Annotated in this window: 18 protein-coding genes and 1 tRNA gene; 15 read left to right on the plus strand and 4 right to left on the minus strand. The window is 65.4% G+C overall.

The window, feature by feature from the left end:
- The first annotated feature begins 50 nt into the window (after nt 1-50).
- The 4 genes from BM365_RS16195 to BM365_RS16205 all read left to right on the plus strand — a co-directional run bounded on the left by BM365_RS16195 (nt 51) and on the right by BM365_RS16205 (nt 3,403).
- Nucleotides 51-626, plus strand: a complete 576-nt coding sequence (locus BM365_RS16195) for a hypothetical protein (RefSeq protein ID WP_093490503.1) — start codon at nt 51-53, stop codon at nt 624-626.
- A gap of 51 nt (nt 627-677) precedes the next feature.
- The gene (locus BM365_RS17885; RefSeq protein WP_139227448.1) at nt 678-1,142 is read left to right on the plus strand and encodes a hypothetical protein; all 465 of its coding nucleotides are present in this window, start codon (nt 678-680) and stop codon (nt 1,140-1,142) included.
- A 153-nt stretch (nt 1,143-1,295) separates the two neighbouring features.
- Nucleotides 1,296-1,985, plus strand: a complete 690-nt coding sequence (locus BM365_RS16200; RefSeq protein WP_093490504.1) for an alpha/beta hydrolase — start codon at nt 1,296-1,298, stop codon at nt 1,983-1,985.
- Nucleotides 1,986-2,308: 323 nt separating this feature from the next.
- A complete protein-coding gene (locus BM365_RS16205) occupies nt 2,309-3,403 on the plus strand; it encodes a serine hydrolase domain-containing protein (RefSeq protein WP_093490505.1) in 1,095 nt (364 codons plus the stop codon).
- Nucleotides 3,404-3,424: 21 nt separating this feature from the next.
- Here BM365_RS16205 and BM365_RS18035 read toward each other — a convergent pair whose 3' ends face one another.
- Complete coding sequence (locus BM365_RS18035; protein ID WP_158253495.1) at nt 3,425-5,602, minus strand: FG-GAP repeat domain-containing protein; 2,178 nt, start codon at nt 5,600-5,602, stop codon at nt 3,425-3,427.
- A gap of 561 nt (nt 5,603-6,163) precedes the next feature.
- On the opposite strand from BM365_RS18035, the gene BM365_RS16215 reads away from it, so the two are divergent.
- From BM365_RS16215 to BM365_RS16230, 4 genes are all read left to right on the plus strand, one after another.
- Complete coding sequence (locus tag BM365_RS16215; RefSeq protein ID WP_093490507.1) at nt 6,164-6,604, plus strand: hypothetical protein; 441 nt, start codon at nt 6,164-6,166, stop codon at nt 6,602-6,604.
- Nucleotides 6,605-6,818: 214 nt separating this feature from the next.
- Nucleotides 6,819-6,894 (plus strand) — tRNA-Thr (locus BM365_RS16220).
- Nucleotides 6,895-6,999: 105 nt separating this feature from the next.
- Nucleotides 7,000-8,388 (plus strand): DNA repair protein RadA, encoded by a 1,389-nt coding sequence (gene radA / locus BM365_RS16225; RefSeq protein WP_093490508.1) that lies wholly within the window; start codon nt 7,000-7,002, stop codon nt 8,386-8,388.
- A 63-nt stretch (nt 8,389-8,451) separates the two neighbouring features.
- On the plus strand, nt 8,452-9,321 hold the full coding sequence (locus BM365_RS16230; RefSeq protein ID WP_093490509.1) for a DUF1444 family protein: 870 nt from the start codon (nt 8,452-8,454) through the stop codon (nt 9,319-9,321).
- A gap of 16 nt (nt 9,322-9,337) precedes the next feature.
- Here the strand turns inward: BM365_RS16230 and BM365_RS16235 are convergent, their stop codons facing one another.
- Complete coding sequence (locus BM365_RS16235; protein ID WP_199186243.1) at nt 9,338-9,856, minus strand: demethoxyubiquinone hydroxylase family protein; 519 nt, start codon at nt 9,854-9,856, stop codon at nt 9,338-9,340.
- Nucleotides 9,853-10,644 carry a cytochrome C assembly family protein gene (ccsA, locus tag BM365_RS16240; RefSeq protein ID WP_093490510.1) on the minus strand — a complete coding sequence of 264 codons (792 nt, stop codon included), beginning with the start codon at nt 10,642-10,644 and terminating at the stop codon, nt 9,853-9,855. Before ccsA ends, BM365_RS16235 begins: the two co-directional genes overlap by 4 nt.
- 125 nt (nt 10,645-10,769) lie before the next feature.
- On the opposite strand from ccsA, the gene ffh reads away from it, so the two are divergent.
- The 7 genes from ffh to BM365_RS16275 all read left to right on the plus strand — a co-directional run bounded on the left by ffh (nt 10,770) and on the right by BM365_RS16275 (nt 15,852).
- Complete coding sequence (gene ffh / locus BM365_RS16245; protein ID WP_093490511.1) at nt 10,770-12,140, plus strand: signal recognition particle protein; 1,371 nt, start codon at nt 10,770-10,772, stop codon at nt 12,138-12,140.
- Nucleotides 12,141-12,255: 115 nt separating this feature from the next.
- A complete protein-coding gene (locus BM365_RS16250) occupies nt 12,256-13,056 on the plus strand; it encodes an aminotransferase class IV family protein (protein ID WP_093490512.1) in 801 nt (266 codons plus the stop codon).
- Between the two features lie 105 nt (nt 13,057-13,161).
- The gene (gene rpsP / locus BM365_RS16255; protein WP_056878379.1) at nt 13,162-13,419 is read left to right on the plus strand and encodes a 30S ribosomal protein S16; all 258 of its coding nucleotides are present in this window, start codon (nt 13,162-13,164) and stop codon (nt 13,417-13,419) included.
- 35 nt (nt 13,420-13,454) lie between these two features.
- Complete coding sequence (rimM, locus tag BM365_RS16260) at nt 13,455-13,982, plus strand: ribosome maturation factor RimM (protein WP_093490513.1); 528 nt, start codon at nt 13,455-13,457, stop codon at nt 13,980-13,982.
- Between the two features lie 63 nt (nt 13,983-14,045).
- Entirely contained in the window at nt 14,046-14,804 is a 759-nt protein-coding gene (gene trmD, locus BM365_RS16265) for a tRNA (guanosine(37)-N1)-methyltransferase TrmD (protein ID WP_093490514.1), read from the plus strand.
- A gap of 150 nt (nt 14,805-14,954) precedes the next feature.
- Complete coding sequence (gene rplS, locus BM365_RS16270; RefSeq protein ID WP_093299937.1) at nt 14,955-15,347, plus strand: 50S ribosomal protein L19; 393 nt, start codon at nt 14,955-14,957, stop codon at nt 15,345-15,347.
- 103 nt (nt 15,348-15,450) lie between these two features.
- Nucleotides 15,451-15,852, plus strand: a complete 402-nt coding sequence (locus BM365_RS16275; protein ID WP_093490515.1) for an RNA-binding S4 domain-containing protein — start codon at nt 15,451-15,453, stop codon at nt 15,850-15,852.
- Between the two features lie 45 nt (nt 15,853-15,897).
- Here BM365_RS16275 and BM365_RS16280 read toward each other — a convergent pair whose 3' ends face one another.
- Nucleotides 15,898-16,512, minus strand: a complete 615-nt coding sequence (locus BM365_RS16280; RefSeq protein WP_093299928.1) for a DUF937 domain-containing protein — start codon at nt 16,510-16,512, stop codon at nt 15,898-15,900.
- Nucleotides 16,513-16,574 lie beyond the last annotated feature (62 nt).

Consider the following 16,574-nt stretch of genomic DNA (forward strand, 5'->3'; position numbering starts at 1 on the left):
CAGCCGCGATGTCATCGGGCTGCCGCGCGCGGCGATGACAAGGGGATTTGATGAAGCGTTCGATGATGGCGGCAGGGGCCGCATTGCTCTGCCTGTGCGGCACGTTGGCGGCCCAGACGGCCGCGCCGCCGGGAGCGGCGAAGTTGGTGACCTACCTGTTCGAGGTGTTCCGCGGGGACGAGGCGATCCTGCAGTCGATGCGGGAGCAGATGCCCACCGATCCCACGGAGCGGGCGATGATGGAAAGCTCGATGGCCGCGTTCGATGTCAACGCGCTGGCCGCACGCCTCGACGTGCCGTTGTCGCGCCTGCTGACGCCGCAGGAATCCGAGCACTGCCTAGCGTTGATCGCCTCCGACAGCGCGACCGACCTGGCCGAGGCCGGGCGCCGGGCCGCCACGCTCGACGACCTGCTGCCGGAGCTGGAGCGATTGCCCGCCGCCAAGAAGGACGCGATCGCCGCCATGTTCGAAGCGCCCTGCTTCAAGAAAACCCTGGCCTACATCAACTCGGCCGAGGCCCAGCAGGTGTCGTCGGACTACGGCAAGAGCCTGGTCTGCGACTACCTGGCGAAGACCGAGCCGGAGAAGTCGGCGCTGGCGAAGCAGCATGGGCTGTGTCCTTAGTCGCGTCGACATCGGCTTGTTAGAAGAAGGGTGAGATTCCAAGTGAATCGAGTGAATCATCTGGTTATTTCGCGATCGCGCTGTTTTCAGCTGCTCGTTGTACTGGCGTCTGCCGCCCTGCTGTGGGCCTGCAGGCCGCCTGGCTCAGGCGTTGACGTCGAGCTAGTTGAAGGAAAGGAATTCGCCATTGCCGTGAGCAACAGATCTCCAGACGTTCTGGTGGTCGACGATCGGCTATTTGGACTGAGCATCGAATCTTCGGTCAAAGTGGAAGTGGCGCAGGCCGACCGAACGATCATTCCCTCCTGCGGTTACCTGGACTATGTGGGCACGGGATCGCGTATGTCCGTACCTCCCGGGGAAAAGAGCGTCCTGTCCGTTCCATTGACCGCGCTTACAGCGACGCGCTGCCTTGCCCCCAATGAGCGGTACTTGTTCAGGGCCTTGCTGGTTTCAGGTGATGCAGATGTTGCTCGCACCGACTGGGTGCCGTTTCGGGCTGCATCTCTGGAATGACGCAAGGGCCATGGGTGGGTCCTGCGGTCGCATCACTCCGACTTAACCGCAGCGGAGGACACTTCAATCCGCAGGGGTTGCGATGACGGGAGTGGCGCCGCGCGCGTAACGCGCGCTTCGGTGCGTGCTTCCGTCGAACCTTGGGAGCAGGTCATGAGCAAGCCGGCAATCGTTTTGGTGCATGGCTTCTGGGGCGGCGCGGCGCATTGGACCCGCGTCATCCTCGAACTGAAAGCGCTGGGACACTCCGACATCCGCGCGGTCGAGAATCCGCTCACGTCCTTGGCGGACGATGCGGAGCGCACCCGCAAGATGGTGGCGCAGATCGACGGCCCGGTCGTGCTGGTGGGACATTCCTACGGCGGTGCCGTCATCACCCAGGCGGGTAACCTGCCGAACGTGAAAGCGCTGGTGTTCATCGCAGCGTTCGCTCCCGATGCCGGTGAGAGCCCGGGGGGCATCACTCAGGAACATCTCCCCGAGGCTGCACCCAACCTGGCGCCCGATAGCGATGGCTATTTGTGGCTGAAACCCGACAAGTTCCACGAGAGCTTCTGCCAGGATCTCCCGGCGGATGAAGGCTTCGTCATGGCGGTCACCCAGAAGGCGCCGCTGGCGGGCACGTTTGGCGACGCGATCACCGATCCGGCGTGGAAACACAAACCCAACTGGTACCAGATATCCAGCAAGGACCGGATGATTGCGCCGGAAAACCAGCAGCGCATGTCGGGCCGCATGGATGCGCGCAAGGTGATCACCCTGGACGCGAGTCATGCATCGCTGGCATCCCGTGCGAAAGAGGTTGCGGCGCTCATCGACGAAGCGGCGAAGGCGACGGCCTGAGCCGGCTTCGCGTCTGCATCGGGCAGGTGGCAGCCGCGTGTCCTGAGGCGCCCGACCCGGTCGTGCCGCCTGCGGGCAACAAGGAGGCGGCGATGTCCTGGCGCGCCGGTCTGCCAGCGGCTGGTCACGCGCGGCTTTCCGCCGCGCGTTCGGTTCCCGTGCCTCTGTTGATCCCGAAAACGACACGCTCTGGCGTGTGCCGTTCAATATCCATGACTCATTGCACTGCCTTGGCGCGCGCGACTGGCCGAGGCTTGCCGGCCGGCGTGCGGCCATCGACGGCGCGCGCACGTCCGCAAGACGATTCGATACAAGGGGAAAGCATGTTGTCTGCACTGTCGCGTACCGCCGTCCTCGCGTTTCTCCTGTGGACGGGGTTGTCGTCCCTCGCACGTGCGGCCACTCCTCTTGAGGAGGCCAACGAGAAGACCCGGGCGTTCGTTCGGGCCACGATGGAGCAGCAGCGCATCCCGGGGCTGCAGGTGGCTGTCGTCCGCCAGGGACGCATCGTGTTGCTGGAAAATGTCGGCTTCGCCAATGTCGAGAACCGGGTGCCGGTCACCGGCAAGACGCTCTTCCCCATCAACTCGGCAACCAAGGCGTTCACGGGCGTGGCCGTCATGCAGTTGGTCCAGGACGGGCGCGTGGACCTGGATGCGCCGCTGTCCCGCTATCTCGACGACGTGCCCGACGCGTGGCGCGAAGTACGCATCCGGCAGCTGCTGGGGCACACGTCGGGCCTTCCCGAGATCGTCGATACCCAGGGCTCGCTGGGTGGCTTGAAGGAACGCGACGCATGGACGGCGGTCGAGGCGCGGCAGATCGAGGCCCACCCCGGGGAACAGTTCGCCTACAATCAGACGAACTACGGCCTGCTGTCGCGGATCATCTCCACCCTGACCGGGCAGCCCTATGAACGGTTCGTCGCGCAGCGGCAATTCGATGCCGCGGGCATGGCGTCCACCACGTTCGGCGACAGCTACGACCTGGTGGCCGGTGCGGCCACGATCTACAGCGTTTCGCCGCGCGGCACGATGGCGCCGAACGACGCGGACCGGTTGTCGCACTGGCTCTACGACATGCCTTACAGCCTGTGGGCGGGCGGCGGCATCCAGACCACGGCGGAGGAACTGTCGCACTGGATCATCGCGCTGACGGAGAACCGCCTGCTGGACGCGCCGCAGGTGCAGCGCATGTGGCGTCCCGAGCGGCTGAACAATGGCGCCGAGGGTGAATGGGCCGCGGGGTGGCCCGTGCTGAAGTCTGATGCCCCGCGCCAGATCGCCGGCATCGGTGGCGCCCGCGCCGCCTTCGTCATCTATCCCGACGAAGACCTGGCGGTGGTGGTGCTGACCAATCTCGCCGGCGCGAACCCGCAGCGGTTCATTCGGCAGATTGGGGATTTCTACCTAAGGTAGTTTGCCCCTGGTGTCGCGCGGTCACGGCCGTACCAGTGTCCAGCCGACCGGATAGTCGCTCATCGGCAGGCCGAGGAAGGCATTGCCCTGCGACTGCCAAAGCTGCATGTGCCGGCCATTGCTCCACACGATGTCCGCATAGCCATCGGCGTTGAAGTCGCCGGTCTGCAGGATGCGCCAGTTGGCACCTACGGCATAGCCGCGCCCGCGGATGTCGTCGGGGCCGCGATACTCCCAGACGGCCAGTTCATCGCGCTGCGGCTGAAACCACAGGAAGTCCGCGTTGCCATCGCCGCTGACATCGGCGATGCCTGACAGCTGCCAGCCGGCGGGGTAGGCGGGTAGCACGACACCCGCGAACACCAAGCTCGCCTGCGACTGCCACATCTGCATCTGCACGCCATCGGTCCATAGCAGGTCTTCGCGGCCATCGCCGTTGAAGTCGCCGCTGCCCTCGATGCGCCAAGCGGCGTCGGTGACGTAGTTGCGTTGCTGCGCGACAAAGGCACCGTCCAGCCGCCACAGCGCCAGGTCCGTGTCGGCGGTGTTGCGCCACATCAGATCGTCGTTGCCATCGCCGTCGAAGTCGCCGTGTGCCACCAGCCGATAGCCTTGCGGGTACGCCGGCAACCCGCTGCCGGCGTAGTTGCCCTGGCCGTCGCCTTCCCATAGCTGCAGGTGCTGGCCATCGGTCCACACCAGGTCCATCCAGCGGTCGCCGTTGAAGTCGCCGCTGGCCAGGACCCTCCAGGCCGGCGAAGTGGCATAACCCACGCCAGTGACGCGAGTGGCACCGTCCATCTTCCACAGTGCCATATCGCGCAGAGCATCATGGCGCCACAGCAAGTCGGTCTTGCCGTCGTCATCGAAGTCGCCAAGCGTGGAGAGCACTCTCGCGCAGCCGGTTCCGCGTGTAGCCCAGCCGCCACTGGCAATAGCCACGCCATTGCAAGCCGTGCGCACCAAGTCCAGCACGGCCAGACTTGACGCATCGTACTGCGCCGTCTGAATCGCATTGCTTGTGCTGAGGAAACGCGCCGACGACATCGTGCCGGTCTTGAGTTGCAGGTAGTACGCCAATCGCTTGGTGTTGGTTGAACCGGACACGATATCCATGCGGCCGTCGCGATCCAGATCGGCCACCTTCAAGGCCGTGCTCAAGGCATCGGCGGGATACGACATTCCTTCGGAGAGCACGCCAGAGGTGTTCTGAGTGAACGTTCGCAGCAATCCAATGCCTGACTGCGTTTGCGTGGCCACAAGGTCGTCGAGACCGTCACGATTGATGTCGCCGGCGCCAAGCAGATGCAAGCCCACGTTGTCTGCCAGCACATACGGTGGCAAGAACGACCGCGCTTTGTCGTTCAGGAAGACCTTGATCGGATAAGTCCGCGTGGCCGTCGTGGCATCGAGCTGCTCAAACAGGATGGCGATATCCGCCCAGCCATCGTGATTGAAATCCCCGCTGACCATATGGCGTGCACTTTGCTTGCTGTTGGCCGCGGAACCACCCGTGGCGTAGTCCAGTTCCTCGGCGAAGTCGTTGGCTCCGTTGCCACGGAAGACCACCAGCTGGCTGGTGTTCCCCGGATTGGTTCCCGCCATGCTCATGTGGAACGCAACATCGTTGTGCCCGTCATGATCGAAGTCGGCGGCGACCGGCACCGTGTCAATTTGCAGCGGTCCTGGCAAGATCTGGAAGTAAGGTGCGGCGGCAGTCGTGCCGGTGTGGGTGATCAACTCCAAGGTGTGCCTGGCAGCCACGAGCAACTCCACGCGACCATCGTGATTGAAGTCAAGCGTCGTGGCGCCCGTGATCTCGCGTTTGTCGGATTTCAGCTCCAAGGATGCCACTACCAGATCAGCCGGGTAGGTTCCCCCTGGGTAAGGATATAGCCCGCCGTCCACGAGCACAGCCTTGAATTGGGGGGGCGTCCTGTACTGGTTGTTGTCGATGGTAAGCAGTTCTTCTCGACCCGCCACCACAAACCCGCCGGCATTGCTGATGAGTCCGTAGATGGGCCACTCGAAGTTCCAACTGCCGTTGCGATAGATCGTCATCGAGTAGTCGGATGCAGTTGGCCGTTCTTGAGCTTGTGCCAGCGAAGGTGCCGTGGCGGAAACGGCCAACACTGCGATGAACATCCAGCTGATGTGCTGCAGGGCGAACATGCCTATTCGACTTCTCTTGATGCTCATGGCGTCGTCCGCGTCCATCTGGAAGGATAGTTATCCATCGGCAGTCCCAGGAACCCATTGTCCAGTGATTGCCACAGTCGTATGTTCCGGCCGTTGGTCCACACCAGGCCGAGGCGACGGTTTGAGCCGCCAGCTTGCTTGCTCGGCGTCAAGCAGCATGCCAGAAGCTTACCACCCCCTCCCCAACACCCCCTCGCATTGACCCGACCCCACCCTAGCCCCAACCCCTAAAATTCGCGGCTCCGCCGGAATGGCTCAGTGGGTAGAGCGGCGCATTCGTAAAGCCTCCAACACAGTTCCGAAGCGACACTTACAAGCAACACCGAACAAGGCCCGCTAACGCGGGCCTTTGTTTTTTATAGGTGATTCCAGCAGATACGAACGAAAACCGCCCGAGGCGGGAATCAATGCTTTCGACGCAATTTGGCTCAGCCACGGCTTCGGATCTTCGGACATTTTCTGCGTAAGATCTGCCTCAAGCCGTAGCCGCAATTGTGGGCATACTTCGGGCAAATGGGGTGAACATTGATACGAGTCTCGTCGGTCCTCGGTTGGTCGTTCATGGTCTTCGCAGGAAGCCTGCATGCACAGGATTTGCAGAAACTTGATGGAGAGCCCGAGACGGTCGGTCGCTACCTGCTTTCGATGCCGGCACGCACGTTGGATCCAATCATTGAACACTGTTCCCAGAAGCTCCCCGAGCTGAGGGAAGCGTTGATGAAGGAACGGGCGGGATTCTTCGTGAAACTTAGCGAGGCGAACAAGCCCCTAATGGCGCAATTGAATGACGACCCTGAGTTCAATGCGCGTGTGCAAGAAGCGATGCGACAGCGCGTACAAACCTTCAACGATGGCGCGCTCGGCAAGTTTAAGCAGTATGACCCCGCAGTCGTATGCCCGACAGTCCTGGAAAACATCCAAGGCGCCACGGTAGATAAGCTTACCCACGTGGTCCAGGACACATATCGAGCGTACCTACCAGTCGTTCGAGAGAATAACTGACGGCAGCGCCATAGGTTGGGGTGAGCTTGCGAACCCCAACAGGCTGAGACGATGATGGACGCGACTTCGATGACACGTCCGTCAGGCCAAACCATCAAGCCGAGCGGGCAGGGTGCAAGCCACACCCCCCGGCTTCCCGGCGGCTTACCAACCCATTCCCCAACACCCCCCGCATTGACCCGCCCCCGCCCCAACCCCTAAAATTCGCGGCTCCGCCGGAATAGCTCAGTTGGTAGAGCGGCGCATTCGTAATGCGTAGGTCGTAGGTTCGATTCCTATTTCCGGCACCAGTCGTGACAAAGCCCCGCTTCGGCGGGGCTTTGTTTTTTTCCGGATCTCGCCTGCGGAGACGGCGGGCCGATACAGTAGCCGCTCGCCGTCCCGACAGGTTTCCCGTGGCCAAGACCTCCGCCAAGTCCCGTACCGCCTACGTCTGCGCCGAATGCGGGGCCGACCACAGCAAATGGCAGGGCCAGTGCGCCGACTGCGGGGCGTGGAATTCGCTCAGCGAGATCGTGCTGGAGACCGCCGCCGGCGCACCACCGGCGGCCCGCCGCTCGGGCTGGGCCGGGAAGGCCGAAGCCCCGAAGATCACCGCCCTGAAGGACGTGCGCCACAGCGAAGAGGCGCGCGTGACCACCGGCATCGGCGAGTTCGATCGCGTGCTGGGTGGCGGCCTGGTGGAGGGCGCCGTGGTGCTGGTGGGCGGCGACCCCGGCATCGGCAAATCCACCCTGTTGCTGCAGGCACTGGCCCGGATGTCGGCCAGCCTGCCGGCGCTGTACGTCACCGGCGAGGAATCGCTGGCCCAGGTCGCCGGCCGCGCCGTGCGCCTGGATCTGCCGCTGGACAACCTGCAGGCGCTGGCCGAGACCGGCATCGAGACCATCCTGCAGCACGCCTCGGTGGCGCGGCCGAAACTGATCGTCGCCGACTCCGTGCAGACCCTGTGGACCGAATCGCTGACCGCCGCGCCGGGTTCCGTCAGCCAGGTGCGCGAGAGCGCTGCGCGGCTGGTGCGCTACGCCAAGGAGACCGGCACCGCCGTGTTCCTGGTGGGCCACGTGACCAAGGAAGGCGGCATCGCCGGACCGCGCGTGCTGGAGCACATGGTCGATGCGGTGCTGTACTTCGAAGGCGAGAGCGGCAGCCGGTTCCGCGTGCTGCGCGCGTTCAAGAACCGCTTCGGCGCGGTGAACGAGCTCGGCGTGTTCGCGATGGGCGAGAAGGGCCTGAAGGAAGTGCCCAACCCGTCGGCGATCTTCCTCTCCGGCAGCGCGCAGCAGCCCGGCAGCTGCGTGATGGTCACCCGCGAGGGCACGCGCCCGCTGCTGGTGGAAGTGCAGGCGCTGGTGGACAGCTCACCGTTGTCCAACCCGCGTCGCGTGGCGGTGGGTCTGGAACAGAATCGCCTGGCGATGTTGCTGGCCGTGCTGCATCGGCACGGCGGCGTGGTGGTGGGCGACCAGGACGTGTTCGTGAATGTCGTCGGCGGCATCCGCGTGCAGGAAACCGCGGCCGACCTGCCAGTGCTTCTGGCGGTGCTGTCCTCGCTGCGCGACCGTCCGCTGGCCGAGAAGACCGTGGCCTTCGGCGAAGTGGGCCTTTCGGGCGAGATCCGTCCCGTGCCCAACGGCGAGGAGCGCCTGCGCGAAGCGGCCACGCACGGTTTCAAGCGCGCCATCGTACCCAAGGGCAACGCGCCGAAGTCGGGCACGTTCAAGGGGTTGGAAGTGGTGGCCGTTGAGCGGCTGTCGCAGGCGCTGGAGGCGGCGGCGGAGTAGGGGCACTCGGCTAGAACAGAACGCACGCGCCGCCAGGGGCTGACCATTGAACGGGGAGACGACATGCTGAAAGAGATGCTGAGGGTGGCGGGCGGTCTGATGCTCTGCCTGTGGTTGGCGTGCGCGCCCGCGTACGCGGCCGACAAGGACATGCCAGCCGAGGTGTTCACCCGGCAGGTGGCGGAGATGGTGCGGGAGCGGATGCCGGGCGTGAAGGTCGAGGTCATGGCCCCGCTGGAGCTGAACCTGGTGCCGGCCTCGGGCGAAGATGCGCGGATCTATCTCAACAACATCTACACGCTTTACCTGGCCGAGCAGGTGGACGGCAGGCCCGCCCTGCTGGAGCGCTACATCGCCTCCTACACGGAGCCGCTGCCCGAAGCACCGGTAAAGCGGGAAGAAGTCGTGGCCGTGATCAAGGGCAACGATTGGTTGGCGGAGATGGAGCGGTTGGCCAAGGGACAGGGAAAGCCCTATGAAGGCATCTATGAGCGGTTGAACGCCCACTTGTTGGTCTTCTATGCGCAGGACATGCCCACCCGCATGCGCTATCTGAACAAGAGCGACCTGGAGGCCGCCGGGCTCGACCGCTCCGGATTGCGGCCGCTCGCGGTCGCCAACCTGAAACGCCAAATGCCGGAGATCGAGGTGTACCGCGAGGAGGTGTTCTCGATGGTGGTCGCCGGAGGTACCTACGAAGCGTCGATCTTGCTGTTCGACGATTTCTGGAAAGGGGAGCGGGCGCGGATGGCGGGGCCTCCCATGGTGTCGGTGCCGGCCCGCGACCTGTTGCTGTTCGTCGACTCCAGCAATCCGGAGGCGGTCGCTCAACTCGAAGCGCTGACCAGGAAAATGTGGGGCGATACGGCGTACGCGGTGAGCGATGCGCTGTTCATTGCGGCCCCGGGAGGGTGGCGCCCGGTCGAACGCTAGCCGGTCCGCGTGCTGGCTACAGACGCATTCCCAGCCAGATGACCGCCTCGGTCGAAACACGGACAACAGGGGTCAGGATCGGCGGCCAGAAGGCGCCGGACGGCATCGCGTCCCGGCCATGATCGTGGTGTTCCTGTTCTTCCGCCACGATGCGCGACACGGCCTCGAAAGCCTCTGAGTCAATCGGCGCGAGTTGCCGCTGCTGCTTCATCAGATGCTGCAACACCACGCTTTCGACGGCGAAGGTGGTGGCCGCGCTGGCGGAGGGCCCCAGCAGGCCGGTCAGCAGCCCCAGCGTCCAGCCACCGACACCGCACAGCATGTAGCTGCGGCAGCGACGGACACCGCGAAGCTGAAGCGCATTCAAGAACAGGGCGCGATGCCCTCGTTCGTGTTCGAGAAAATGCCGAAGTACCGGCGTCATGTGCGGTGCCGTCCAGCGCGCCACCAGGATCTGTGCGCGATAGATGTTGACGGCGCCGTGCTCGCCCGCGTGATCGACCTTCAGGATCCGGTCGCCCAGGCGCGTACTCAATCGCGCCTCAACACCATTTCATAGACGAACTTGCTGCCGAAGAACGCCAGCAGCAACAGCACCATCGCGGCGAGGGTCCAGCGGACGGCTTTCACCCCTCGCCAGCCATAGCGCCAGCGGCCGACCAGCAGCGCCCCGAACGCCAGCCATGACAGCACGCTCAGCACCGTCTTGTGGCTGAGCTTCTGGGCCAGGAAGTTCTCCACGAACAGCACGCCGGTCAGCAGCGTGGCGGTCAGCAGAATGAAGCCGACCGTGATCGTGCGGAACAGCAGGTCTTCCAGTTCCGTCAGCGGGGGCAGGGCGCGCAGCCAGAGGTGGAATTCGCGCCGGCGCAGGGCGCGTTCCTGCGCCCACAGCATCACCGCCAGCAGCGCCGCGATCGCCAGCGCCGCGTACGCCAGCAGCGCCAGCCAGGCGTGTAGCTGGAGGCGCCAGTCCAATCCGCTGGAGGCCTGGTGGCCGTAGAAGTGGTAAGCCGCCAGCAGGACGGCCGCCAGCGGGAACGCCACCACGCCCAGTGCGGCCATCCGGCCCTGGATGGCGACCAGCAGCGTCATCGCCGCCATGCCCAGCGCCACCAGCGAGAGCGCGGCGAAGAAATGCATGTCCGGGCCGCCGGGGGTGCGCCAGGCCACCAGCAGGTGGTAGGCGCCATGCAGCACCACCGCGCCCAGTGCAGGCCACACCCAGGGCCGCGAGGCCTCGCCGGTGTCGCGGGCCACGGAGCGGACCAGCAGGCCGGCGGCGAGCAGATAGAGCGCAACGGCGATGAGAATGACTGTCATCGGGGAAGTGTCGCACAGCGGGCGGCGCCGGCGCAGGGGCGAAGGCGGCCCGTGCTGCACGGGAAGGAGGCGGGGAGCGGGACCGCTATAATCGCCCTCCGTTTTCCCCTGGCGTGACTGCTTCCATGTTCGAATCCCTGACCCAGCGACTCTCCGGCACCATCGAACGCCTGCGCGGCCGTGGCCGCCTGAGCGAGGAGAACATCCGCGAGGCCACCCGCGAGGTCCGCATCGCCCTGCTGGAGGCCGACGTGGCCCTGCCGGTGGTGCAGGCGCTGATCGAGCGCATCAAGGTGCGCGCCGTCGGCCAGGAAGTGTTGAAGTCGCTGACGCCGGGCCAGGCGCTCATCAAGGTGGTCCGCGACGAACTGACCGCGGTGATGGGGTCGCAGGCCAGCGATCTGAACCTCAACGTGCCGGCACCGGCCGTCATCCTGATGGCCGGCCTGCAGGGCGCCGGCAAGACCACCACCGTCGGCAAGCTGGCCAAGCACCTGCGCGAGAAGCGCAAGAAGAAGGTGATGGTGGTCAGCGCGGACGTCTACCGTCCCGCCGCGATCGAGCAGCTGAAGACGCTGGCGGAGCAGGTGGACGTGCTGTTCTTCCCGTCCGATGCCGGGCAGAAGCCGGAAGCCATTGTTCGTGCCGCCATCGACGACGCGAAGAAGTCCTTCGTCGACGTGCTGCTGGTCGACACCGCCGGCCGCCTGGCGATCGACGAGGCCATGATGGCCGAGATCAAGGTGCTGCACGCCGCGGTCAAGCCGGTGGAAACGCTGTTCGTCGTCGACGCGATGACCGGCCAGGACGCCGCCAACACCGCCAAGGCCTTCAGCGAAGCGCTGCCGCTCACCGGCGTGGTGCTGACCAAGACCGACGGCGATGCGCGCGGCGGTGCGGCGCTGTCGGTGCGCTACATCACCGGCAAGCCGATCAAGTTCATCGGCGTGGGCGAGAAGCCCGACGGCCTGGATGTCTTCCATCCGGAGCGCGTGGCCAACCGCATCCTCGACATGGGCGACGTGCTGTCGCTGGTCGAGCAGGTCGAGCAGAGCGTCGATCGCGAGAAGGCCGAAAAACTCGCCGCGAAAGTCATCAAGGGCAAGAAGTTCGACCTCAACGACATGCGCGACCAGTTGGAGCAGATGCAGAACATGGGCGGCATCAGCGGCCTGATGGACAAGCTGCCGGGCATGGGCCAGATCCCCGAGCACGTGAAGCAGCAGGTGCAGCAGGGCAAGGAAGTGCCGCGCATGATCGCCATCATCAATTCGATGACGAAGAAGGAGCGTCGCAACCCGGCGCTGCTGAATGGTTCGCGCCGTGCGCGCATCGCCAAGGGCGCGGGCCTGACGCCGGCCGACGTCAACAAGCTGATGAAGCAGTTCCAGCAGATGGAAAAAATGATGGGCAAGCTGGCCGGCGGCGGCATGAAGGGCATGATGCGCAACATGAAGAGCATGATGGGCGGCCGCGGCGGCATGCCGTTCCGCTGAGTGTTGCTTCCTGTAGGAGCGACGTGAGTCGCGACCGCGTGCCAACAGGATTCTGGGCGATTGAGTTTCCGCGGTCGCGACTGACGTCGCTCCTACATTGGAACCAGGAGTCCCCATGACCCTCGCTTTCCTCAACGGTGAACCGGCCCTCGCGGACGCGCTGCGCGCGCTGGCGTTGGCGAACTACGGCCACTTCACCTCGATGCAGGTGCGCGACGGTGCGGTGCAGGGCCGTGACTTGCATATCCAACGGCTCGAAGACGCCACGCAGGCGTTGTTCGGTACGGCGCTCGATGGCGAGTCGGCGCTCCAGCAGGCGGCGCACGCGCTGGCATCGGCTGGCCTGCGCGATGCGTCGGTGCGCATCACCGTGTTCTCCCTGCATTTCGACTACCGCGATCCGGCGCGCGCCGTCGTGCCCGACGTGCTGATCACCTTGTCGCCCTCGTCGGCAACGGAAAAGCCGGCGCTACGGGTGAAGACGTATCCGTTCGTCCGCCCGCTGCCGCAGTTCAAGCACGTGGGCACGTTCCCGTTGTTCCACTACCGTCGGCAGGCGCTGGCCGAGGGGTTCGACGATGCGTTGTTCGTCGATCCGGCGGGGCAGGTCGTGGAGGGTTCGATCTGGAACCTGGGTCTGTGGGACGGCGACACCGTCACCTGGCCCGAGGGTCCGGCCCTGCGGGGCACGGCCGAACGGTTGCTGCAGGCTGCCCTGACCCGGGCCGGCGTGCCGCAGCGGTCGACACGGGTCCGGCAGGATGACCTGAGGCGGTTCAAGGCCGCTTTTGCCTGCAACGCCAGTGGGTTACAGCCGGTGGTGGGCGTCGATGGTGTCGCATGGGGCATTGATACTGCCCTGATGGCGCGGATGGCGGGGGCGTTGGAGGCCTCGCCCTGGGAGCCGCTGGCCTGATCGCGGAGGCCGAAGGACCCAGGTGGGTTTTCCTGACCGATTCAATGGCTTAGAATAACCGGCTTACCTCGCCATTCTGGCGACTGGGCAACACTGGAAAACACCATGGTCAAGATCCGTCTCACCCGCGGCGGCGCGAAGAAGCGTCCGTTCTACCACATCATCGTCACCGACTCGCGCAGCGCGCGCGACGGCCGCAACATCGAGCGCGTGGGTTACTACAACCCGGTCGCCGCCGGTAACGAAAAGCGTGTCGAACTCGACATCGCGCGCGTCGACCATTGGGTCGGCAACGGCGCCCAGCTGACCGAGAAGGTCCGCAACCTGTACAAGGAAGCCACCAAGTCCGCTCCGGCGGCCTGAGTGGTCCGGCCGCGCTTCGCGCGCGGCCTTTTCGCATGAGCCAAGAGCGCCCGACCGACCCGCAGAAAACGATTCTGCTGGGCAGGTTCCTGGGCGCTTTTGGTGTGCGCGGTCAGGTGAAGATCGAATCCTGGACCGAGCCGCGCGACGCGATTTTCCGCTATCAGCCATGGACGCTCCGCGATGCGCGCGGCGGCGAGCGCGAGCTCACCGGCGTGCGCGGCAAGGCGTCCGGCAAGCACCTGGTGGCCACGCTGCCCGAGGTGGAAGACCGGGACGCCGTTGAAGCACTCCACGGCACCGAGATCCACGTTCCGCGATCGGCACTGCCGCCGCCCCAGCCGGGCGAGTTCTACTGGGTGGACCTGGAAGGTCTGCGGGTGGTGAATGCCGACGGGACCGATTTCGGCACCGTTTCGCATCTGTTCTCCACCGGCGCCAACGATGTGCTGGTGGCGCGTGGTGATCGCGAGCGACTGATCCCCTTCGTCGAACCCGAGTTCGTCCGTTCCGTGGATTTCGAGGCGGGCGTGGTCACGGTGGACTGGGACCCCGAGTTCTAGCCGTTTCGTCCGTCGTCGTCCTGGCGGTTACCCTGCTTCCCCAACGAGCTGCAGCCGATCGCCATGCGCATCGACGTCATGACCCTGTTTCCCGACTTCATCGCCCAGGCCGCGGCCGTGGGCGTGGTGGGGCGTGCGCAGGAGCGTGGATTGCTGTCGCTGCATGGCTGGAATCCGCGCGATTACGCTACCGGCGGCTATCGCCGGGTGGATGACCGGCCGTTCGGCGGCGGCCCGGGCATGGTGATGCTGATCGAGCCCTTGCAGGCCTGCCTGGCGGCGATCCGAGCGGCGGATCCGGCCCCGGCGCCGGTGATCTACATGAGCCCGCAGGGTGCTCCGCTCACCCAGAAGAAGGCGCGCGAGCTGGCCGCGATGCCGAGGATGATCCTGTTGTGCGGCCGCTACGAGGGCGTGGACGAGCGCTTCCTGGAGGCCGAAGTCGACGAGGAGCTGTCGATCGGCGACTACGTGCTGTCCGGTGGCGAGCTGGCGGCCGCGGTGGTGATCGATGCCGTCGGCCGGCTGCAGGAGGGGGCGCTGAACGATGCGGAGTCCGCGGTCCAGGACAGTTTCGAGGGCGACGGGTTGCTGGATTGCCCGCATTACACCCAGCCGTCCAGCCATCCGCTGGGCGACGTGCCGGCCGTCCTGCGCTCCGGCGACCATGCGGCCATCGCGCGCTGGCGCCGCCAGCAGGCGCTGGGTCGGACCTGGCTCCGCCGCCCGGACTTGCTGGACGAGGCCGGCCTGTCCAAGGCCGACCGGCTGCTGCTGGAGGCCTTCAGGGCCGCTCTGACTGGCCGGGACGGGGCAGGGTAGTCACCCGACCGGGAAATCCGGTAGAATGCGCGACCCTTGGGCGGTTCACGCCCCCGGATCCCATAACAATATCGTGCAGCGCAATCCGGCGACTGCATCAGTTTTCCGCTGTCGCAAGACACGATCACGCATACAAGCATTGGTGCCAACATGAGCAAGCTCCTCCAGGAATTCGAAGCCTCCCAGATCACGCGCGAGCTGCCCGCGTTCGGCCCCGGTGACACGGTCGTCGTCAACGTGAAGGTCAAGGAAGGCAACCGTGAGCGCGTGCAGGCGTACGAAGGCGTCGTCATCGCCAAGAAGAACGCCGGTCTGAACTCCGCTTTCACCGTGCGCAAGATTTCGCACGGCTACGGCGTCGAGCGCGTGTTCCAGACCCACAGCGCCACCATCGACTCGGTCGAAGTGAAGCGCCGCGGCAAGGTCCGCGCCGGCAAGCTGTACTACCTGCGCGACCTGGAAGGCAAGGCTGCCCGCATCAAGGAAGACCTGGCCGCCAACGCCGCCGCCAAGGCCGCCCGCCTGGCTGCCGCCGCCGAGTAATCCTCGCCGGTTGTGCGTCCGAGACGGCCACCTTCGGGTGGCCGTTTGCGTTTTCGGCCCAGCGTCTGCTTGAAGATGTGTTTCATGGCCCCACGCTGTCCTTATGACTGAAGCTATTCCTGCAACCGTTCGCCTCGATCTCTGGCTCTGGGCCGCGCGCTTCTTCAGGACCCGTAGCCTCGCCAAGCAGGCGGTCGAGACGGGCAAGGTCGACGTGGGTGGCCAGCGCGCCAAGTCGTCGCGCGCCGTGCGTGTGGGCGATGTACTGACGATTGCGCGTGGCGATGAAGCCTACGAGATCGAAGTGCGCGACATCAGCGACCAACGCGGGCCGGCGCCCGTGGCCCAGGCGCTGTATGTCGAATCCGAAGCCTCCCGTCTGCGCCGCGAGGCGGCCGTGGCCCAACGCCGCGCGGAACGCACCGGTTATCAGGCGCCGCAATCCAAACCCGACAAGCGTGCACGGCGATTGATCCGCGCGCTGGGTGATATCGACGCGATGTAAAAAAAGGGCGCCTGGGCGCCCTTCTTTCTCAAGCGTGTGCGGGGCTCAGCGTCCGCCGCCGAACATGCCGCTGCCGATCTTCAGGATATCGCCCAGGCCCAGTTGGCCGTCGCCATCCTGGTCCAGCACCGCGCCGAGCAGACCGCCGCCCAGACCGCCCTGCTGTTGCACTTGGCGCTGCTCCTGGCCCAATACCTCGGCCAGGCCCAACGGATTGTTCTGTGCGCTGCCCTGGGTCATGCGTTGGGCGATGAAGGCGAGCACGATCGGGGCGAGGATCTTCAGCAACTGGCCCGCACGTTCGCCACCCAGGCCGGTCGCCTGGCCCAGGCCGAGTTCGGCGCGGTTCTGCTGGCCGCCGAAGACATGGCCGAGGATCCCGGCACCGTTGGCTTGCGGTGACGCCGCGCCACCGAGCACCGCGCCCAGCACGCTACCGATGTCCAGGCCGCTGTGGTTGCGCTGCAAAGCACCGAACAGCGCTTCCGCGCCCTGGGGCTGCGCCGTGTTCCGGCCCAGCGCGCCCAGCAACAGCGGCAACGCCGCTCCGACGGCACTGGAGGCCTGCATCTGGCCGATGCCGAGCTGCTGCGAAACCTGCTGCATCGGCGCGCCCTGCAACTGGGCAAAGAGTTCTTCTGCGAGGGAAGCGTTGCTCATCGTGCGTTCGTCCTCCTGGACGGGGGTGGGAAGCCGCGGATGATGCTAGCGCCAATCTGACC

Origin of the sequence: Pseudoxanthomonas sp. YR558 (assembly GCF_900116385.1) — a bacterium.
GTDB lineage: Bacteria > Pseudomonadota > Gammaproteobacteria > Xanthomonadales > Xanthomonadaceae > Pseudoxanthomonas_A.